The following is a 21,506-nucleotide window of genomic DNA, read 5'->3' as shown; positions in this document are numbered from 1 at the left end:
GTTATGTGCAATTTTGTTAAAAATTGTTAAATTAACATTAACACGCGCAAACATTTGTTATGGCATGTTAGTCTTATCAAAGCAAAGGCCATCTTTTTAATAAATTTCAAGTGAATATAAAGTTTTATAAGTACCAGGGTGCGGGCAACGATTTTATTTTGATAGACAATCGCGAAAGCATTGTTAATCAACCAACTAAAGAGGCTGTTACCAAGCTTTGCGACCGCCGTTTCGGTATTGGCGGCGACGGATTAATGCTGTTGGAGAACCTGGAAGGCTACGATTTTAAAATGGTTTACTACAATGCCGACGGTAACGAAGGCAGCATGTGCGGTAATGGCGGGCGCTGCATTGTAGCCTTTGCCAAACACCTGGGCATCATTTACGATACGACAAATTTTCTGGCTACGGATGGCCCGCATCATGCCAAAATTTCAGAAGAAGGCACCTGGGTAAGCCTGCAGATGATTGATGTGGCCGACGTTAGCAAAGACGGCGACGCCTACGTGCTGGACACCGGCTCGCCCCACTACGTTAAAATCGCTACAGACCTCGCCATAAAAGATGTTTATAACGAAGGTTACGCTATCCGTAACAACGCCACCTATAAAGCCAAAGGCATCAACGTAAACTTTGCCGAAAAAACCGGCGAGGGCTACTTTGTGCGCACCTTTGAGCGCGGCGTAGAGAACGAAACTTACGCTTGCGGCACGGGTGTTACCGCGGTGGCACTGGCCATGGCCAAACACAACAGGCAATTCGGTACCATCAGCACACCCATAAAAGTTTTAGGAGGCGACCTCAATATCCGCTTTGATAACGACGGCGAAAAATTCAGCAATATCTTTTTAGAAGGCCCTGCAGAGTTGGTATTTGATGGGGAGATAGAGGTTTAATTTCTATATTTACCCTATCAAAACCTAACCATGCAAAACCTCAAACTGCTTATTATTTGCGTTTTACTAACCGGCAGCTTTTCCGCACGGGCACAAAATGTAAAACCTGCCTTTGCAAGCTTTTTATACATCACCTACGATTATGATGAGGCTACTAAAAAAGCCGATATTAGGGAAATAATGGAAATTAGCAGCAATGGCTTGCTTCATTTACTTGATAAATTGCCAAATGGCATTATTGAGACCAACTATCCCCTTGCCGATACTTCCATAGCCAAACTCAACAAGTTTTTTAACGGCAAAAAGCCACTAAAAAGCTACATGGTGACCGATCATATCGATCCCCGGTTTCATCGCGCCAATCCGCTGGAATACATCAGTTACACCGACCTGAAAGGAAACACCTATCCCTTTACGTTAGTAAATGAATTTATGGCGCAGGGCTTCCGGGATGCAGTTAACCAGCTGTGGAAGATGCCATCAAAAATAGCTTACAAAGGCAGAACCCTTAATACGCCAGCCTTGCTTAAGCAAATTTTAGATACCCAGAAGAAGGCCGGCTATGTACCAAAAATTGAAGACCCGCCACCCATGATGTAGCACCGCAAACGTTACTTAATCTTTGGCTTGCCACATTTGTTAATAAAAATTTCGCTAAAGATTTTAGTTTGCTATAAATTCTGTTTACGTTTGAATTTTTTGTTGATGTAGCTTTCATTAATTTTTTATCAGAAATTGATGTTACGCGTAGACAGCAGCAAACCTTGCCAAATAATTTATGCCATTGCCCGGCACGATTACCTGTCGTACGTGATAGAGCCGCATATTGTGCAGCTTAACCCCAACGGAGAATTTTCTTTTACCCACCAGCGCCTTTTCAGCAATACCGCGGTAGAGTTCAGTCACTGTATTGATGATACCGACCGCAGGCTCATCAAGATACTGGAGGATATGGAGCAGGGGAACATCATTAAAAAGTTCTATAAAAAACCTATCCGCCCGTTTGAATATTTCGCCAAGGTTTTTAACGATCAGCTTTTCGACGTTATCCGCCCCAAAATAGAAAAGAAGATCGTGGAAGCATTGGCCTTACTTGGCGTGGGCAATAAGCAAATGTACCTGATGAGCAAGGAGGGTTACCCAGCCGGGCGCAAAGTGCATATTGCAGATGAGCCGGCTTCGGTACTGTTCCATTTCCGCAGGAACGAAGAGGAGATCCGCTATTTCCCTACCATTAAATACCAGGGGATGCGCATCGAATTTATGTTTAAGGATGCCGAAGTGATTTGCAACCATCCCGCATGGATGCTGCTGGATGATACGCTATACTACTTTGATAAAGAGATAGAGGGTAAAAAACTACAGCCGTTTTTAAATAAAAGGTTTATTTCCATCCCAAAATCGTCGGAGCAATCGTATTTCGAAAAATTTGTTGCCCCGCTGATAGAGAAGCACAATGTATACGCCGAAGGTTTTACGATCAATACGGAAAAATACGACGCTACGGCTTTCCTGAAACCGATATATGTAGAGGGCGGCACATCGCAACTACAGCTTTATTTTAAATACGCCGGGTACATTTTCCCGTATGGAGATGGCAGGCACGTTTCGGTACGCATGGAACGCACCGGCGACGACTACCTGTTTCACCGCATCAAGCGCTCGGTTACCTGGGAGAAAGGCAAGCTGGCGCAACTGGAGGCAATGGGTTTAAAAACCACATCATCCTTGTTTCAGAATTTAGAAGTGGCACATGATGACGATGATACCGACAGGGCCTTCCCTGTTTTTGAATGGCTTAACCATCACCACGACGAACTGATAGAAAAAGGTTTTGAGCTGGAACAGCCCGACGGGCAAAAGCGCTACGTTTTCGGCACCACTAAAATAGACCTGGAGATAAAAGAAAGTAACGATTGGTTTGATATTAATGCAGTAGTGTGCTTCGGCCCGTACCGCATCCCATTCATCCAGCTTAAGAATCACATCCTCAACCATAAAAAAGAATTTATACTGCCATCGGGCGAGATAGCGGTAATCCCCGAGCAATGGTTTTCGCAATATGGCAACCTGCTGCACTTTAGCGAGGGGGGCGACGGCCTAAAATTACGCCGCCATCATATTGGTTTGGTGAACGACCTGGAAGGCGAAATGGCCGAGACAGCCATGAGCCGTAAGCTGCAAAAACTCACCAATTACGAAGAAACCGAGGATGTACCAATGCCGGTAAACTTTGCAGGCAGCCTGCGCCCCTACCAAAAGGCCGGTTACAACTGGTTCCACTTTTTAAAGGAATACCATTTTGGCGGCTGTTTGGCAGATGATATGGGTCTGGGTAAAACCATCCAAACGCTGGCCCTGCTGCAAAAACATAAGGAAGATACCGAAGCGGCGGGCAGCAAAGCCACCTCGCTGGTGATTATGCCTACCTCGCTGATATACAACTGGCTTAACGAAGCTAAAAAATTCGCGCCGCAGTTGAGGCTGATGGTGCATACCGGGGCGTTCCGTTATAAATCGGCAGATGTGTTTGCCAATTACGATGTAGTGATCACTACCTACGGCATCAGCCGGATAGATATAGAGATGTTTAAGGCGTACTACTTCGATTACGTGATATTGGATGAAAGCCAGAACATCAAAAACCCATCGTCCAAATCGTTCCAATCGGTAAGGCAACTAAAATCGCGTTTCAAGTTGATATTGAGCGGTACGCCGGTAGAGAATTCGGTTAATGATCTATGGACGCAGATGAGCTTCATCAATCCCGGGTTATTGGGTGCGCAGATCTATTTTCAGAATGAATTTGTAACACCGATTGAGAAAAAGAAGGACGAGGAAAAAGCCCGCAAGCTGCAGGCCATCATCAAGCCGTTTGTACTACGCCGCACCAAGGAGCAGGTAGCAACCGAACTCCCGCCAAAAACCGAAAACTTGTTCTATTGCCAGATGAGCGAGGAACAGGCGGAAGTTTACGACAAGGTAAAATCTGAATACCGCAACGAATTGCTCCGCAGTATTGAGGATGGCACTTACGCCAAAACGCAGATACAGGTATTACAGGGCCTGATAAAATTGCGCCAGATTGCCAACCACCCTTTAATGATAGATAAGGAGTACGAGGGCGATTCGGGCAAGTTTGAGAATGTGGTGCATACCCTTGCCAACGTATTGGATGGCGGGCATAAAGTGCTGATATTTTCCCAGTTTGTAAAGCAGTTGAACATCTACCGCGAACATTTCGACCAGAATAATATTCCCTACGTTTACCTGGACGGCAGCACCCAAAACCGTGGCGATGTAGTAAAGCAATTCCAGGAAGATGTAAAAACAAGGGTGTTCCTCATCTCTATAAAAGCGGGTGGCGTAGGCTTAAATCTTACCGAAGCCGATTACGTTTTCATCCTCGACCCATGGTGGAACCCGGCCGTAGAGCAACAAGCTATAGACCGTACCCACCGCATCGGCCAAACCAAAAACGTGTTCATTTATAAATTCATCACCAAAGATACCGTAGAGGAAAAGATCCTGGCCCTGCAACAACGCAAGCTCAGCGTAGCCCGCTCGCTCATCACAACGGAAGAAAGCTTTATTAAATCGCTTTCGGCCGAGGATATTAAGGAGATATTGGGGTAAGGCAAACTTAGCTGTGCCGGAGAGGACAACGGCACAATGAAGCCTCCCCTGCGGCGGTGTCCCCACCGCCGCCTCACACCCAAACAAAACCGTCAACTATTTTGTATATGCATTGCCATATTCATTCGGCTTAACCCGAATATTTGACCATGAGCCCATCGCTTGCTTTTGCTTTTTGTAAACTTGCAGAAAATTTACTTGTTGACAGCTACCACTAAAAAAATTCTTTCCTACCTGCTTAAAGCCACTATACTGGTTTTGGCCTTCTATTTTATTTATCATAAATTTTTAAAGAAGAATACCGACCTCAAACAATTCGAAGACCTGATAACCCGCATCAGTCGCCAGCAGGTAGTTATTACCTTATCTGCTGTTGTGCTTTTAATGCTGGTTAACTGGTTGCTGGAGAGTTTTAAATGGCAATATCTCTCCAAACGCTTAGCCAATATTTCGGTATGGGTAGCCATTGAAGCCGTTTTTTGCGGGCTTACCTGGGCCATCTTCACCCCCAACCGTATCGGCGAATTTGGCGGCAGGGTAATGTTTCTGCCAAACCGTAAACGTATCCATGGGGTATTTGCCATGGCCGTAGGTGCATTCGCACAGAATGTGATCACCAATGTTGCCGGGGTTTTAGCCTCGCTTTGGTTTATCTATAGCTTTTTAAACTTAAACACCTGGCTATTTTTGTGTATAACCGTTTTATCACTTGCGTTTTTAGTGTTGCTGCTGGTAGTTTACTTCAACATTAAATGGCTGGTAAGCTTGCTGGATAAGATCAGGTTCCTCAAAAAATATCACCGCTTTTTTGATATCATGGGCCGGTACGAAAGCCACGAACTAACGGTGGTTATCGGCTATAGCCTGGCACGCTTTGTAGTGTTCTCTGTTCAGTATTATTTGGTGATACACCTGCTGTTACCCACCCTGCCCCTGCTGCCAATGATGCTTACCGTTGTGGTGTTTGTTTTTATTCAATCGGCACTCCCCTCACTGGATCTGCTGGATATAGGCGTGCGCAGCTTTACCGCCATGCACCTGTTTTTATATATTACCAACCAGCAAATAGCTATTATTGCGGCGGTATCGTCTATCTGGCTTATTAATCTTATTATCCCGGCCATTATGGGGTCGGTATTTGTACTTAAACTAAAATTCTTTGATCGCACATAGTATTATTTCCCTGTTCTTAACCGGTCTTTACCTGCTGGTGCTTGCTTACCTCATAAAAGGATGGGCCGCACTCAGGCGCCCAAAAACCGATGGCGCAAGCCTTACCACAAAAGTAACTATCCTTATCGCCGCGCGGGATGAAGAAGAACGCATCCGGTACACCATAGAAGATATCATTGCGCAGGATTATCCCCGGCATTTAGTAGAAGTGATTATTGTAGACGATCATTCCACCGATAACACTGCCGATATTATTCGCAGCTATGCCACAGATGGCATTATACTAATGCAGCTCCGGGAAGACAAACCGCTGAACTCTTATAAAAAGAAAGCCATTGCCGAAGCCATTGCCCGCTCCACCGGCGAACTGATGGTAGCAACCGATGCGGATTGCCGCATGGGGAAAAACTGGCTCAGAGCGGTTGTAAGCTACTACGAAACCCATAACCCGGTGATGATATCCTCCCCGGTAACCTATTTTGAGGAGAAGACCTTATTTGAATTGCTGCAAACCCTTGAGTTTTCTTACCTCATCGGTATCGGCGCGGCTTTTATTGGCAATGGCAGGGCATCTACATGTAACGGCGCTAATTTGGCTTACCGTAAAGATGTTTTTTACGAAGTAGGCGGCTTTAAAGGTATCGACGACCTGGCATCGGGCGATGACGAATTGCTGTTGCAAAAAGTAGCCGTTAAATACCCCGAGCGCATTGGCTTTTTAAAGAATAGCGAAGCTATTGTTTACACCCATGCCAAGCATACCCTGCAGCAGTTTTTACAGCAGCGACGCCGCTGGGCATCAAAATCTACCAAGTATAAAGACAAATGGATAGTGGCGCTGGCGGTATGTATCTGGCTGTTCAATTTATCGCTGCTGGTGAACGCCGGGCTGGGCTTTTACAACATTTTCTTCCTCAAACTCTTTCTCGTTCAGTTTCTTTTGAAATATATTTTTGAGGTGGCTTTCCTGTTGCCGATAGCTGCCTTTTTCAAGCGGACCAACCTTGTGGGATTGCTTATCATCCTCATTCCCATACACATTATCTATTTTGTTTACGTCGGCCTTATCGGCAATACCCGCAAATACTCCTGGAAGGGGCGCACCGTGCGATAATTTTCTTATTAATTAAAAGCAGAAAAAGCAAACAAATCCTGTTTAGATGGAATTATTCATTATTTTAGGCTGCCTATTATAATAATGCAACACACCCAGGATAGTTCAGGCGAAGACGAACTGATCAGGCTGCTCTTAAAACGGCAGTCGGAGTTGAATGCTTTGCTGGAAATTACGCGGGCGATCAACAAAAACGCTTCCACGCCCGATCTGATCAAAATGCTGGAGGTTATCCTGCAAAACTATCTGCAAATAGGCAAATTCCGTTTCCTTATCGCTAAAGACAAAGTTTACAGCTGCATTTCTAAATATGGCGGGGCTTTAGAGTCGGCTACTGTACTTAATGGTACATGGGCGCATTTAAGTAAAATAAAGTCACCATCGGTATTAACCGGCCACAATAATCCGGTGTTGAATGGGTATGATTACTTTATCCCCATTTACCACAAAAATAAGGCGCTGGCTTATGCGCTCATTGGCGAGTTCCACACCTCGGGCGAGATGTTGAATAACGACCTGACGTTTATTCAAACGCTTATCAACGTAATTGTAGTGGCACTGGAGAACAAAAAGCTTTTCCGCGAACGCCTGCAGGCCGAACGTTTTCAACGAGAAATGGAGTTGGCCGTTGAAGTTCAAAACATGCTGATCCCGCTACGGGTGTATAAAGAAGTTGGTGTAGAGGTTGGTGCTAAATACCTGCCGCATCAAAACATCGGCGGCGATTATTATGATTTTTTCCGCCTTAACGAGGATGAATTTTTATGGTGCATTGCAGATGTATCGGGCAAGGGGATTTCCGCCGCGCTGCTGATGGCGAATTTCCAGGCGAGCCTGCAAGGCTTGGCGGCCATTGAGGACGACCTCACCACAATAGTAGAACGGCTAAACAAGCTGGTTATTCATAATACCAAAGGGGAGCGGTTTATCACCCTGTTTTTAGCCCGCTTTAATCAGAAAACACGCAAGCTTAATTATATCAACGCCGGTCATAATCCCACTATTTTATATTGCGATGGTGAGGCGTTCCCGCTAAAATTGGGTACTACCATGATTGGTGCTTTTGATGAGCTGCCGTTTTTAAACGAAGGCGAAATAGATATTGACCCTAATACCCTTTTCTTTAATTATACCGACGGGTTAATGGATCATGAGCTGCAGAACTACAAGAACTGGAGCGAAGAAAAGCTGCTGGAATTTGTAATCAACAACGGTGATATGACGCCGGATAATTTTAATGAGGCCATGATGAACCATATTAACACCGTAATAAAGGGCAAACCTATTGATGATATCACCTTGCTTACGGTGAGGATATCGTAAGGAGAGCCTCACCTAAATCCTCTCCAAAGGAGAGGACTTTAAAAGAAATTTGAAATTCAGAACCCTCTCCTTTGGAGAGGACAGGGTGAGGCCACGAACACTTCTACCCAAACAATAACCCAAACACTTCCTCAATCCTGCCTACCACCTTTACATCAATGGTATAGCGCGAAAGGTCGAGCCGGTTTTTATCTTTTGCGCCGGAGGGCATATTGTACTTGGAGATAAAGATCTGTTCGAAGCCCAGCTTCTGCGCTTCAGCGATGCGTTGCTCTACGCGGTTTACTGCACGGATCTCCCCGGAGAGGCCTATTTCACCTGCAAAGCATGTTTTTGCCGGGATGGGGATATCCTCATGCGAGGAGATGATAGCCGCAGCAAGACCAAGATCGATAGCAGGGTCTTCTACGCGTATGCCTCCCGTGATATTGAGGAACACATCTTTTGCACCAAGGCGGAAACCACAGCGCTTTTCCAGCACGGCCAGCAGCATGCTCATGCGTTTGGTATCAAAGCCTGTTGCCGTACGCTGTGGCGTACCGTAGGGCGATGTGCTTACCAATGCCTGGGTTTCTATCAGCATGGGGCGCATGCCCTCTAAGGTGGCAGATATGGTGATGCCGCTTAGCGGTTCATCGCGTTGCGATAATAGGATCTCGGATGGGTTGGATACTTCGCGTAAACCCTCACCCAGCATTTCGTAAATACCCAGCTCAGATGCCGAACCGAAACGATTTTTGATGGTTCGCAAAATGCGGTATACGTGGTGGCGGTCGCCTTCAAACTGTAAAACGGTATCAACCATGTGCTCCAGTATTTTGGGGCCGGCTATCATGCCATCTTTGGTAATGTGCCCTATCAAAAACACAGGGGTAGACGTTTCTTTAGCAAAGCGCAGCAATTCTGCAGTACACTCGCGCACTTGCGAAACGCTCCCCGGAGTAGATTCCACATGCGCTGAATGCAATGTTTGGATAGAATCGATCACCACCAGGTCTGGCTGTAATTCTTCTATTTGTTTGAAAATGTTTTGGGTGGAGGTTTCGGTCAGGATGTAGCAAGAGTCCCCAGCCCCCCGACCCCCTGAAGGGGGAGCAGAAGTACCATGCAAATCAAAAGCTCCCCCTTCAGGGGGCGGGGGGGGCTGGGCTGTGAGCCTTTCCGCCCGCATTTTTATCTGGTGGTCGCTTTCCTCGCCGGATACATACAGCACTTTGATGCCCGGCATGTTCAGGGCCAGTTGGAGCATTAAGGTAGATTTCCCTATGCCAGGCTCACCGCCAATTAATACCAACGAACCAGCTACAATACCGCCGCCCAATACGCGGTTAAATTCTTTATCCGGCGTAAGCAGGCGATGTTCTTCTTTAAAAGTAATATCGGCAACCTGCACCGGTTTATTTGCCCGCACAGAGGATCCCGGGCTGGCTTTCCAAGTGGGTACCGAAGCGTTGGCTTTTTCCAAAACCTCCTCCACCATGGTATTCCACGACTGGCAGGCCGGGCATTTACCCAGCCATTTTGGTGATTCGTAGCCACAGCTCTGGCAGAAATATGCGATCTTAGTTTTAGCCATAATTTTCAGATGTGCAGATTACAGAAGTGCAAATATGCAGATAAATTGCTAATTAAAATAGCAATTTATGGCTAATAGGATATTAATACCATCATAACCCGCAAAACAAAACTTTGTCATTATCAATAATAATTAATTCCTTTTCAATTGAAGGGTTATAATTTTCAGGTGTAAGCACTACTCGTTTATTTAATGCGGTTGAGATGGTGCTTAGATATTGCATCAGATTTATGTGATCATCAATCGTGTTAATCTCTTTTGGCGTAATATCGTTTTCAATTTCTTCGTCAGTAAAAAAATATGTCTTGACTACTATATTACCTATAAAGATTGTCGCGTCTAAGCAGGTGTCCGTTTTCCCGTCCCAATAATCATATACTCTGTAAATGTCAATCTTGCCGGTCTGTATGTCACTCCCTCCTTCAGAGAAAGACGTTTTATATGTTTTATTGACAACATCAGCCCATAATTTCCAGTCCTCTTTCGTGGTATTACGTATAGTAATATCACGAAAAGAACCGTCACAATAGTAGATGTTCTCTTTCAGAAATTTCCAATCTTCCATTTAACTTTTTTTAGTGACGGTTAAAGATATGAACATAAAAATGTGCAGACGGTTTATTAACATCTGCACATCTGTAATCTGCACGGATTTATTTGCCTGATTGTTAGTTAAACGAATCGGGAGCATTATTAAATAATTTTAGATTAGTTATCTATCTTTAATCCATGTTTGGATTAAATAAGAAAAATAGCGCGCTTAAAGAACGTTCATTTTCGATAGCCGGAATTGGCACATTCAATTACCCCATGCAGTCTGAGGAAAGATTTTGGTTTGCTAATGTTGATTCTATTGGCCCTAACAAGATCGAATTAAGCATTAGAACATCTAATGATGAAGAGCCAACACAAAACCAAGTAGACTTAATAAGAGGGTTGCCTACAGAATATGAGTATTACATCACGTTGTTGTATGCTTATCTGGAAGAAAGTTATCCCGAACTTTCTTCGGAAAATTTCGAACAAATATTCCCTCTCGCGACTATTGAATTGGGAGCAAATGAGTGCGAATGGCTATTTACACTCGAACCTAATTTCGATGTTCCAAGGCAATACGATCGCTTCAAATATTTCACTATTATTGATAAAGCGATTATAAGAGCAACCGGCGTGTAAAACAAAAAAGAGCAGATGCTTTTTAAAACATCTGCTCTTTTCTATTCATTTGCACATCTGCAAATCCGCGCATCTAATTATAGCTTTATCTCTTCGTCTTTACCAGAGAAAAAGTGAAACTCGGTTAACTGGTAAGCCGGGTTGGTTTTCACCTTTATCCACTGGTTATATTTAAAGTACCATTTCATCTGGCGGTTAAATATCCCCTTTTTAATGTAGGCCTCAATGTACGGGTGTACGCAGAGGGTGATGTTTTTCTCATTCTGCTCTTCCAGTATGAAGTTGAAGTTGTTCTCAATATCATCAAGCAGCAACACCGTTGGGCGGATGGTGCCAGTACCGTTACAGGCAGGGCATATCTCGCTGGTAACAATGTTCATTTCGGGCCTTACACGCTGGCGGGTGATCTGTATCAATCCAAACTTGCTCGGCGGCAAAATGGTGTGCTTTGCACGGTCATCGGCCATTTGAGCTTTCAGGTAATCAAAAAGCTCTTTACGGTTGGTTGGCTTGTGCATGTCAATAAAATCGACAACCACTATACCACCCATATCGCGCAGGCGCAACTGGCGGGCAATTTCTTTTGCCGCTTCCTTGTTTACCTGGTAGGCGTTCTCTTCCTGGTTCTCTTTATTAGCAGTACGGTTCCCGCTGTTCACATCAATAACGTGTAAAGCTTCGGTATGCTCAATTACCAGGTAAGCGCCACCGGCAAGATTAACGGTTTTACCAAAAGCGCCTTTTATCTGCTTATCAATACCATGATGCTCAAACAAAGGCTCCTTGTGTTTATGCAGGCGCACAATACCCTCCATCTCAGGCGAGATCTCGTGTATGTAAGAGCGGATCTCTTCATACATCCCCTGGTCGTTGGTGTAAATGTGCTGAAAATCCGGGTTCAAAATATCCCTCAGGATAGTTGATGTTCTGCCGATCTCCCCCAAAACCTTCCTGGATGGTTCGGTACCGTGGAGCTTGGTTACAAAGACTTCCCATTTGGATATTAAATCCAGCAGGTCTTTTTGCAACTCGTCCACACCCTTCCCTTCAGATACGGTGCGTATAATTACGCCGAAATGTTTTGGTTTGATACTCTCAACAACTTTACGCAAGCGATTCCGCTCGGTATTGCTCTTTATCTTTTTAGAGATGGAGATCACCTCAGAAAAAGGCACCAATACAACATAGCGGCCTGCAATAGACAGGTCGCTGCTTAACCTCGGGCCCTTTGTTGAGATGGGCTCCTTAGCAATTTGTACGGGCACAAGCACTCCCTTTGATAAAACATCAGAGATCTTTCCCCCTTTGTTTATATCAGCTTCGAGCTTAAAGTTATCTAAAAGCTTTGATTGGTATCCCCCGCTACGTACTTGTTTGGTAAGCTTAAGCAGGCTTTGTACCTGCGGCCCCAAATCAAGATAATGCAAAAAGGCATCCTTCTCGTATCCTACATCCACAAAAGCAGCATTAAGGCTGGGCATAATTTTTTTAATGCGGCCTAAATACAAATCTCCAACAGTATAATTATTGGTATTTTGCTCTTTGTGGAGCTCTACAAGTTGTTTATCCTGTAATAATGCAATAGTAGCCCCGTTGGGGGATGAATCGATAATTAATTCTTTTATCAATTGCTACTCCATTTCTTAAAACGGCACCGTAAGGCACCGCCGGGTGGAAAAAAACTAAACATAAATAGCCCCCTTATAAGGGGGCTTAAGCTATTTACAATAGCCTATTTTTTCTTATGTCTGTTTTTTCTTAAACGCTTTTTGCGTTTATGGGTAGCCATTTTATGTCTTTTACGTTTTTTACCGCTTGGCATGATAATAATTTTTAAGTGTGGTTATTTTTTTAATTCCTTTATAAACTCGTCTATCCGGCTACTCTCTGCAGGGTCGCCTATTAGTTGTTTGCATTTTTCATAAGCTGCAATCGCTTCTTGTTTTTGGCCCAGTTGCTTATAACTTTCAGCAAGGTAAAAGTAGGGCTCAAGCTCTTCTTTTATGGCTATCATGGTTTTAAACCTGCCAACCGCTTTGTCGTACTGCCCGCTCTTCATGGCAAACATGCCTAAGTTGAGCAGCGCCGAATGGTTCTTAGGGTCAAGCTTTACTACCTCGAGCAATAAAGCTATACCTTGCATTGGCATACCGCCACCGTTTACATAGGCAACGCCTAATCCGGTTTTGGCCTCCAGATCGGCCGGCTTTAACTTAGTAGCGTTTAAAAACGCTTCTGAAGCCTTAGCGCTTAATGCAATCTGCTCGTTAGCATCCTGCGAGCGTTTGGTGGCTTCGTTAAAACGATTACCGGTATTTACCCAATCATCAAACGCGTTTGTTTGCCGGGCTATTTCCTGGTAATAAAACGCTGCCGGCGCAGGCTGCACGTTTGCATCCCATAAGGCTGCCAAACTGCGCTGTACCGATGGCTTTGCAGCAAACGTTGCCGATTGCAACTGCCCTTCCAGCGCTTCAACCTGCTTTAACTGCTCTGCATCCAAACTTTGTTTTGCCAGTGCCGATACCGAAGCTTCGGTTAATTCAGCAGTTGGTTTAGCATTAGCATCAACCGCAGTAGTAGCGGGTTTGGCTGCAACCTCTTTAGATTTTACCAAACCTTTTACAGGTTGCAAGTACAAATAGCCCATAGTAACAATTACTATTGCACAAACGGCTATCTGTTTTCTATTCATTGCTTATTATTTGCTTACTTTATCAGTGGTTTTGTTACCTGTACGTACTTTCTCTACAAAAGTTTTAGCTGGTTTAAAGCTTGGTACAAAATGCTCGGGGATAATAATGGCAGTGTTTTTTGAAATGTTACGCGCGGTTTTCTTAGCTCTCTTTTTAACTACAAAACTTCCGAATCCTCTTACGTAAACATTCTCGCCGCCTACCATTGAGCTTTTCACTACTTTGAAAAACGCTTCAACGGTTTCCTGCACGTCAACTTTCTCGATACCTGTTTTAGAAGAGATTTCAGCTATAATTTCTGCCTTGGTCATATCCTGTTTTCTTTATTTAAAATGTATAAATACTTAACTGTTTTGGGGTTGCAAAAGTATCGCTTTAAAATTAAAGATTAAAATAATTAACACATTTTTTTTACAGACCGCCAAAAACAGCATTTACGAGCTTAAATTATGATACTGAGATGGATAAAGTATCTTTGCTTTCGATGAATATTTCGGGAGAATTGATAAGCTGGTATGAGGGAAACAAGCGCGATCTGCCATGGCGCAGCACCACCGATGCTTATATTATATGGCTATCGGAAATTATATTGCAGCAAACCCGTGTAGAGCAGGGAATGCCATATTTTTACCGCTTTGCGGAGAAGTACCCTACAGTTAAGCACTTTGCGGCGGCCCCCGAGGACGATATTTTAAAGCTATGGCAGGGCTTAGGCTACTATTCGCGGGGGCGCAACATGCTAAAAACAGCGCAGTTGGTACAGGCGCAATATAATGGCCAATTCCCCACAGCTTACGAGCAGCTTATTACACTAAAAGGCATAGGCGAATATACAGCCGCTGCCATATCATCCTTCTCGGCAAACGAGGCCAGGGCCGTAGTAGATGGCAATGTGTACCGTGTGCTGGCGCGTTATTTTGGTATTGATGAGCCTATCAACTCCCCAAAAGGCAAAAAACTATTTCAGCAACTGGCAGATGAGGTGCTGGATAACCAGCGCCCCGCCCTGCACAACCAGGCCATGATGGAATTTGGCGCTATGCTATGCAAGCCTAAAAACCCGGCCTGTGGCATTTGCCCTGTGCGTTTAGGATGCGCCGCATTTAAAACCAATGCCACTATGTATTTGCCGGTAAAACTCAAGACGGTAAAGATCAGGAAAAGATATTTTAACTATATGTTAATAATGGACGATCAAAAGCTGCTGATGAGCAAGCGCGACGAAAGTGATATATGGGCCAATATGTACGAACTGCCGATGATAGAAACCGAGGCGCTAATTGAGCCGGTACAACTATTTCAGCGCAGCAACGTAAAAGAAGTTCTTGGGAATAACATAGCGATCAGGAATACCACGGAGGTAGTAAAACACGTACTTACACACCAGCATTTGTTCATCCAATTTATTGTTTTAGACGGACAGCCCGAAAAATTACAATCCAACTGGTTTTACACCGGGTTGCAAAATTTAGAGAATTTAGCTATGCCTCAGCGAATTTTTATATTTATAAAAAAATTTTTTAATTTCTAAATAATTCTCCGTTAATTTATGGCATGTCTGGAATTAATAAAGTAATACTTGTTGGTCATTTAGGAAAGGACCCTGAAGTAAGGCATTTGGAGGGTGGCGTAGCCGTGGCCAGCTTTCCGTTAGCTACCTCAGAAACGTTTAATAAAGACGGCCGAAAAGTAGAACAAACCGAATGGCACAATATTGTAATGTGGCGCGGGCTGGCAGATGTAGCCGCTAAATTTTTACAGAAGGGGAAATTAGTTTACATTGAAGGCAAATTACGCACCCGTTCCTTTGAAGATAAAGAAGGCATTAAGAAATATACTACCGAGGTAGTTGCCGAGAACTTTACCATGCTTGGCCGCAAAACAGATTTTGAGACCGGTGATAACCAACCACGCAATGGCGTGAAACCAAATAATGATAATGAAGGCATCCGCATAAGCGATACCGACGACCTGCCTTTTTAAATAATTATAAAATATAAAAGCAAAAAGCCTACGGTGTTCACCGTAGGCTTTTTGCTTTTATAAGAAACCGGCTGGCTATTACACCCCGGTATTTTCTGCCGGGAAATTCAGATAAAAGGTTGTGCCTACGCCAATGTTGGTTTCGAACCATATTTTTCCGCTGGCGTTTTCTATGGAGTTTTTTACAAATGCAAGCCCCAGGCCTGTGCCCGAGCTTTTGGTGGTAAAGTTTGGCTCGAAAATTTTATCGCGCATGTTCTCGGGGATCCCGTTGCCATTATCTTTTATAGTTAGCAACACGTTTTTGCTGGTTACCAAAGAGTTTATCTCTATCAGGCAGTCGCGCTCTTGCGGGGTAGCCTCTATGGCGTTTTTTAGCAGGTTATTAAAGCAGCGCAGGAGTTGGTCGCGGTCGGCGGCTACAAAAAATGGCGTGGTGGGCGGCATCATTAAAATTTGCACGTTATCCATCTGCTTAAAAATAATAACAGCCTGCCCCAGCATCTCAAACAGGTTAATGCTTTCAATACGGGTATCGGGCATTTTAGCGAATGCCGAAAACTCCGAAGCGATGTTAGAGAGGCTTTCTATCTGCTCTACAAACGATTTACTAAAGCGCTCAAACTTCTGGTCAAACTTAGGGTCCTTATCCTTCCACGATTTATCAAGCAACTGCAAACCCAACTTTAAAGGCGTAAGGGGGTTCTTAATTTCGTGGGCTACCTGCTTGGCCATTTCGCGCCAGGCGGTCTCCCGTTCAGATTGGGCAAGTTTGTGCGCGCTGTTCTCCAGCGCGGCTATCATATTGTTATACTCTTTTACCAGGGCGCCTATCTCATCGTCGCGCTCCCATTTAATAGGTTCGTTCTTTTTACCGTAAATGGTTTTACTTAAATTATACTGGATAAAGTTTAGCGGCGCGGTTATCTGCCTGGCAATAATTACTGCAAACAGGCCAATAGCTATAAAAACCAGCGCGTAAACGTTTATCATGATGTTTAGCAAAGAGCCAATGCGCTCGGTATAATCGGCCTCATTGGCAAAATAGGGCAACTGCAGGTAAGCGATAATCTCGTACCTCGAGTTCCTCAATGGCGCGTAAGCCGCTTTATAGGTAAGTTTTGATATGCGTTCTTCGTTTACAAACTCCGATTTTTGCTCATCGGTTAAAGCAATGAACGCCCTTCCGTTCATGCGGGGCGCAAGCAGGCCATAATCGTAAATTTTTGGCTGGGTGGATATCAGGCGAACGCCATTCAGATCGTACAGGGTTAAATCGGAGGTGTAATTGTCCGCAAGTTTGTCAAAGGCAACACGGCCCTCCTCGGTGATATTGCCAACATACTCGTTTATAGGCCCGGCCTCCAAAATGCCGGCTATCTGCATAATTTTTGCGCGGATACTTTTATCCTGCTGGCTTTGATATTGGGTACTTATAGATACAAACGTGATTATCCCCACCAATACCAACGTTATTACCACGGCAAATATCATTGAAAACTGGATGCGGGTTTTATAAAGTACCCTGTCAAAGTTGATTTTAAAGTTCCAGTTGATCCGGTTGTTATTGATGTTGAAGATCTTAACCTTTATCCAAAGCAGCCTAACCAGTAAAACTAAGGAGGCAAATGCCAGTATCACCACAAAAAAGAAAGTTAAAGCGGTTATAATAGCCGCTACGGCATTTTCCTCCTTAGTTACCACAATCAGGTTCCGGTTGCTTGGTTTATACAGCAAGTGGCTATATTTGGTAAACTTGTCAAACCAACCTATGCGGCTACCGGTGTTTACCTGCATGGTGTACTTTTTTAGCTTACCTTTAAATTCCTTATTGTTTACGCTGTACACATAGTTGCCGCTTTGGCCTATCAGCATATCGTCGGCATAAAAAGCGTAGGAGTAATCTTTAAATTCCTGTTCGGGTTTATCGCTTTTATCAATAAGCAATTCGGGGAAGGTGCCTGTTGCCAAAAGTGGCCGGGCCTTTAGTTCGATAACGATGGTACCCAGGCTGGTGTCATTATCTATAACCGGTAGTATGGCAAAGTAACTTTGAAAGCCGAACGACTCATTCTCGCGGTAAAAATAATCCGACACTTTAAAAGAGCTGTATTGCACCATATCCTTAAAAATATCCAGCGAGTAGTCCTGATCTGCCGATATCGGCTGGTTTTGCATGTCAAACTCGTGGATCTTAAACTCGTACTTAGACAAGTACCTGTCGAAATACAGCTTTTGCAGACGGGCGGTTAAATAATCGTTGGTGTGCGAGCCGCTTTTAAAATATTGAATAATAGCTGGTTCCTTTATTATCTGTTTTTCTATTTGTTTAAACAGCGTATCGGCAGTTACATCATCAGGCACTTCCAGCCGTTGAATGAGCACCCGCCGCGTCGACTCTTCTTTTGCCCCCTCGAACCGGTAGAGTTTTAAGGATGAAATAACTGCGCAGATTAAAACAATGAGCAGGAACGACCCTGCGTTAAACTTCCGGTCGTTATACAGATAGCTGTACCCGCGCGATAAAATCAATACCGCCCATAGCAGATAAAACAGGCTAAACTCTACGTACCAAGTTACAAATGCCGTTGTTATAACAATACCTAAACCAAATACTAAAGCCTGTTTTTCAATAGGGAAGCTTAGTTTAAAGCAGATGGTTAAAATAACCTCGGTAAGCAAAACAAATACTAAAAAACTAAAACAGAGCATTAAAAGGCCTATTAGGCTATATACCGATAGGTTAAGCACGTTGTTTACATCAAAGCTGATCTTAGAGTTGATTACCAAGCCATAAAATAAGTGCAGTAAACTTGTTGATGTCACCAGCAAGGTAACAAAGCATAATGCGTATATGAGGTAACCAAGCGCTTTGCCAGGTACGTGTTTTAGTAATTTGGTGCGGAGGGTATATAAATATGATACAAGCCAGCAAATAGCCAGGATATTGATGCAAAGATCGCCGAGGGAGGGGTAAACATAGCTGGAGCCATACAGTTGCGGGCTAAAGAGCTTTAGGGGCTGGGTGAAATTTGGCCAGCCATAATGCAAATTAACAAACCTGAATGCTACTATAAAAATAACCAGGGCCAGTAACGACAGGTAAACCATGCCCCGGTTGGCCAGGTAAGTAACCATAACGTGTACAAAAACACAAAGGCTTAGTATAGCCAATATCCACACGGATAGTTCGAAATAAAAAAACCGGTTGTTAACACCGCCATTTACCAGTTTTACCGAAAACAGGTAGGTGTTTTGGATATCGTGTACGGCGTAAACACCCTTATCGGTAAAATCAGCTATATCGATATTGGTATCGTCTGTAAGGTCGGTAGCGAAAGTATTTTGGAGATACTTGTTCTGAAACTCGTACGCATTTTTTACAGGGATAAAAAACAGTGCCGAGAAATCCCCCTCGGACTTTTTAATAACCTCGTAATAGCCATTACTCGACCGGATAAACGAACACCCGTCCTTAATCCTGGCCGCGTTATCAGGAATTATTTTGGCCCCGCTCCAAAAATTGATACGCCCGTTTTTTAAGGTAACGAGCCAGATATTTCTTTTAAGGGTATAATCGTTTATAAAGGCAAGTGCCGCGCTGTGTTTTAACGGGATGCTTTTTATTTGGTTAAAAGCGTCCTTATCGTTTAATATATCATAAACATAGCCTTCCTTGTTATGGAGGCTATTCTCTAACACCCGGGCTGTTTGTGCTAAATTATTTGCAGGCGAGTAAGTGTTCTCAACAATTATTGCTGTAATCAGTAAGCTGGCGAACAAGAGCGCCAGCAAAGCACGTATTTTTCCGGCGGTAGTCAAATGTTTTTAAAGCTAATCAAATCGTCACAAACAAAACTACATAAGGGGCATTTAGTTTCGTTTGTAAATTTTATAATACAGCCGCCGCCGTGGGCACATTTTTATCTACTTTTTTAACAAGGCCCTGCAATACTTTACCCGGCCCAACTTCGGTAAATGATGTTGCACCATCGCGTAGCATTTGTTCTACGGTTTGGGTCCAGCGCACCGGGCCGGTTAGCTGGGCAATCAGATTTTGTTTTATCTCCTCCACATCTGTATGCGGCTTGGCATCAATGTTTTGGTACACCGGGCAAACCGGTGTTTTAAATTGAGTTTGTAAAATGGCGTCCTGCAGTTCAACCCTTGCGGCCTCCATCAGCGGCGAGTGGAAAGCACCACCCACGTTTAATTTTAGCGCACGCTTGGCACCCGCGGCCAGCATTTTTTCGCAGGCGGCATCAATACCGGCAATACTGCCCGATATTACCAATTGCCCGGGGCAGTTATAATTTGCAGGGACAACCACATCGCTTACCTGGTGACAAATATCTTCAACCGTAAAATCATCCAGTGCCAAAATAGCGGCCATGGTACCGGGTTGTATCTCGCAGGCTTTTTGCATAGCGTTGGCACGGGCAGCCACCAAACGCAAACCATCCTCAAATGATAAGGCACCGGTTGCAACCAGGCTGGAAAATTCGCCAAGTGAGTGGCCCGCTACCATCTCCGGCTCAAAATCGGCCATTCTTTTAGCCATAATAACCGAATGTAAAAATATGGCCGGCTGGGTAACGTTGGTTTGTTTAAGGTCCTCCTCGGTACCATCAAACATTACATCGGTAATGCGGAAACCCAAAATATCGTTTGCTTTTTCAAACAGTTCTTTTGCTTGTTCGCTTTGCTCGTACAGGTCCTTACCCATACCCGGAAATTGGGCGCCCTGCCCAGGGAAAATGTATGCTTTCATCTTGATTTCGAATGTTCGATTTCGGATTTATTCTTGGTTCTTGGCTCTTGATTCTTGTCTCGGCTTAACTTAATTTCGATGAAATTAAGTTTAAAAACTCTGTCCTTGTTTTTTCTTTTAAAAACTCACCGGTAAAGGCTGAGGTTGTAGTTACCGAGTTTTGCTTTTGCACCCCACGCATACTCATGCACAGGTGGCGGCATTCTATTACCACGCCTACGCCAATTGGGTTTAAGGTTTCCTGGATGCAGTCACGGATCTCGTTGGTAAGGCGTTCCTGCACCTGCAGGCGGCGGGCAAATACATCCACTATACGCGGTATTTTGCTCAGGCCCACCACGTATCCGTTTGGTATATAAGCTATGTAGGCTTTACCAAAAAACGGCAGCATGTGGTGCTCGCACATCGAATACACTTCAATATCTTTTACAATCACCATCTGGCTGTAATCTTCCTTAAACATGGCCGAGTTCAGGATCTCTTTCGCGTCCAGATCATACCCATGTGTAAGGTAAAGCATGGCTTTCGCCATCCGTTCGGGAGTTTTTAATAAACCATCGCGCGCCGGGTCTTCGCCTATGTGCTTTAATACATCCAGGTAATTATCCGACAGGTTTTTTATCAGCTCCGGGTTGTAGCGGTCAACCTTTTGGTAGCCGTTTATCCCCGCATCCCTGTCGGGAATGTTATTTTCGTTATCCATTATTCAGGTTTATCCGCCAAAGTACTCGGCAGAGTTATTTTCGGTTTCGTACAATCTCACCGAATGTAAAAACACACCCGGGTAAGCCTCTATCGGGGCCTTCAACTGGTTAAATATCTCAATGGTAAGCAACTCGGTTGATGCCATCTTGCCCTTCATAAAATCAACATCCAGGTTAAGGTTTTTATGATCGAGTTTATCAATAACATACTCGTTTATGATCTCCTTAAGCTCTTTAAGGTCGATCAGGTAGCCGGTTGCGTGGGTAATTTCGCCTTTTACCGTTACAAACAGGTTGTAATTGTGGCCATGCCAGTTAGGGTTGGCGCATTTGCCAAACACTTCGGCGTTTTTCTCTGCGCTCCATTCCTCACGGTACATCCTGTGTGCCGCATTAAAATGTTCTTTGCGCGTAATATGTATCATCATAGCAATTAATGGTGCAAATATACAAAACAA

The 21,506-nt window shown here is 44.2% G+C and carries 18 protein-coding genes; 9 read left to right on the top strand and 9 right to left on the bottom strand.

Translation table 11 applies throughout. From position 1 onward, the window contains the following. Positions 1–110 precede the first annotated feature (110 nt). The 6 genes from dapF to EPL05_RS23170 all read left to right on the top strand — a co-directional run bounded on the left by dapF (position 111) and on the right by EPL05_RS23170 (position 8,142). Complete coding sequence (gene dapF, locus EPL05_RS23195; RefSeq protein ID WP_128536370.1) at positions 111–896, top strand: diaminopimelate epimerase; 786 nt, start codon at positions 111–113, stop codon at positions 894–896. A 30-nt stretch (positions 897–926) separates the two neighbouring features. Then, positions 927–1,496: a hypothetical protein gene (locus tag EPL05_RS23190; RefSeq protein WP_128536369.1), complete on the top strand. Its 570-nt coding sequence runs from the start codon at positions 927–929 to the stop codon at positions 1,494–1,496. Positions 1,497–1,634: 138 nt separating this feature from the next. Next, positions 1,635–4,532 (top strand): DEAD/DEAH box helicase, encoded by a 2,898-nt coding sequence (locus EPL05_RS23185; RefSeq protein ID WP_128536368.1) that lies wholly within the window; start codon positions 1,635–1,637, stop codon positions 4,530–4,532. Between the two features lie 201 nt (positions 4,533–4,733). After that, on the top strand, positions 4,734–5,705 hold the full coding sequence (locus tag EPL05_RS23180; protein WP_128536400.1) for a lysylphosphatidylglycerol synthase domain-containing protein: 972 nt from the start codon (positions 4,734–4,736) through the stop codon (positions 5,703–5,705). Beyond that, positions 5,692–6,819: a glycosyltransferase family 2 protein gene (locus EPL05_RS23175; RefSeq protein WP_128536367.1), complete on the top strand. Its 1,128-nt coding sequence runs from the start codon at positions 5,692–5,694 to the stop codon at positions 6,817–6,819. Before EPL05_RS23180 ends, EPL05_RS23175 begins: the two co-directional genes overlap by 14 nt. An 84-nt stretch (positions 6,820–6,903) precedes the next feature. Next, entirely contained in the window at positions 6,904–8,142 is a 1,239-nt protein-coding gene (locus tag EPL05_RS23170) for a PP2C family protein-serine/threonine phosphatase (RefSeq protein ID WP_128536366.1), read from the top strand. Positions 8,143–8,245: 103 nt separating this feature from the next. Here EPL05_RS23170 and radA read toward each other — a convergent pair whose 3' ends face one another. Continuing rightward, on the bottom strand, positions 8,246–9,718 hold the full coding sequence (gene radA / locus EPL05_RS23165) for a DNA repair protein RadA (protein ID WP_128536365.1): 1,473 nt from the start codon (positions 9,716–9,718) through the stop codon (positions 8,246–8,248). A 91-nt stretch (positions 9,719–9,809) separates the two neighbouring features. Further along, positions 9,810–10,283 (bottom strand): hypothetical protein, encoded by a 474-nt coding sequence (locus tag EPL05_RS23160; protein WP_128536364.1) that lies wholly within the window; start codon positions 10,281–10,283, stop codon positions 9,810–9,812. A gap of 164 nt (positions 10,284–10,447) precedes the next feature. Here EPL05_RS23160 and EPL05_RS23155 point away from each other — a divergent pair, with 164 nt between their 5' ends. Next, on the top strand, positions 10,448–10,894 hold the full coding sequence (locus tag EPL05_RS23155) for a hypothetical protein (RefSeq protein WP_128536363.1): 447 nt from the start codon (positions 10,448–10,450) through the stop codon (positions 10,892–10,894). 77 nt (positions 10,895–10,971) lie between these two features. On the opposite strand, the gene EPL05_RS23150 is transcribed toward EPL05_RS23155, so the two are convergent. The 3 genes from EPL05_RS23150 to EPL05_RS23140 form a co-directional block, all read right to left on the bottom strand. Next, complete coding sequence (locus tag EPL05_RS23150; protein ID WP_128536362.1) at positions 10,972–12,522, bottom strand: Rne/Rng family ribonuclease; 1,551 nt, start codon at positions 12,520–12,522, stop codon at positions 10,972–10,974. Positions 12,523–12,737: 215 nt separating this feature from the next. After that, complete coding sequence (locus EPL05_RS23145) at positions 12,738–13,589, bottom strand: tetratricopeptide repeat protein (RefSeq protein ID WP_128536361.1); 852 nt, start codon at positions 13,587–13,589, stop codon at positions 12,738–12,740. A gap of 6 nt (positions 13,590–13,595) precedes the next feature. Beyond that, positions 13,596–13,901, bottom strand: coding sequence for an HU family DNA-binding protein (locus tag EPL05_RS23140; protein WP_128536360.1), 306 nt, complete (start codon positions 13,899–13,901; stop codon positions 13,596–13,598). Positions 13,902–14,050: 149 nt separating this feature from the next. On the opposite strand from EPL05_RS23140, the gene mutY reads away from it, so the two are divergent. Both mutY and EPL05_RS23130 read left to right on the top strand, forming a co-directional pair. Further along, the gene (mutY, locus tag EPL05_RS23135) at positions 14,051–15,121 is read left to right on the top strand and encodes an A/G-specific adenine glycosylase (protein WP_243837366.1); all 1,071 of its coding nucleotides are present in this window, start codon (positions 14,051–14,053) and stop codon (positions 15,119–15,121) included. A 23-nt stretch (positions 15,122–15,144) separates the two neighbouring features. Further along, a complete protein-coding gene (locus EPL05_RS23130) occupies positions 15,145–15,573 on the top strand; it encodes a single-stranded DNA-binding protein (RefSeq protein WP_243837365.1) in 429 nt (142 codons plus the stop codon). Between the two features lie 78 nt (positions 15,574–15,651). On the opposite strand, the gene EPL05_RS23125 is transcribed toward EPL05_RS23130, so the two are convergent. The 4 genes from EPL05_RS23125 to EPL05_RS23110 all read right to left on the bottom strand — a co-directional run bounded on the left by EPL05_RS23125 (position 15,652) and on the right by EPL05_RS23110 (position 21,473). After that, the gene (locus tag EPL05_RS23125) at positions 15,652–19,395 is read right to left on the bottom strand and encodes an ATP-binding protein (RefSeq protein WP_128536359.1); all 3,744 of its coding nucleotides are present in this window, start codon (positions 19,393–19,395) and stop codon (positions 15,652–15,654) included. Between the two features lie 70 nt (positions 19,396–19,465). Beyond that, positions 19,466–20,344 (bottom strand): ACP S-malonyltransferase, encoded by an 879-nt coding sequence (fabD, locus tag EPL05_RS23120; protein WP_128536358.1) that lies wholly within the window; start codon positions 20,342–20,344, stop codon positions 19,466–19,468. Positions 20,345–20,408: 64 nt separating this feature from the next. Continuing rightward, positions 20,409–21,047 carry a GTP cyclohydrolase I FolE gene (folE, locus tag EPL05_RS23115; RefSeq protein ID WP_128536357.1) on the bottom strand — a complete coding sequence of 213 codons (639 nt, stop codon included), beginning with the start codon at positions 21,045–21,047 and terminating at the stop codon, positions 20,409–20,411. Between the two features lie 9 nt (positions 21,048–21,056). Further along, the gene (locus EPL05_RS23110; RefSeq protein WP_128536398.1) at positions 21,057–21,473 is read right to left on the bottom strand and encodes a 6-pyruvoyl trahydropterin synthase family protein; all 417 of its coding nucleotides are present in this window, start codon (positions 21,471–21,473) and stop codon (positions 21,057–21,059) included. Positions 21,474–21,506: the final 33 nt, after the last annotated feature.

This window comes from Mucilaginibacter gilvus, assembly GCF_004054195.1.
Classification (GTDB): domain Bacteria; phylum Bacteroidota; class Bacteroidia; order Sphingobacteriales; family Sphingobacteriaceae; genus Mucilaginibacter; species Mucilaginibacter gilvus.
This window is presented reverse-complemented; position numbering and strand designations above follow the sequence as displayed.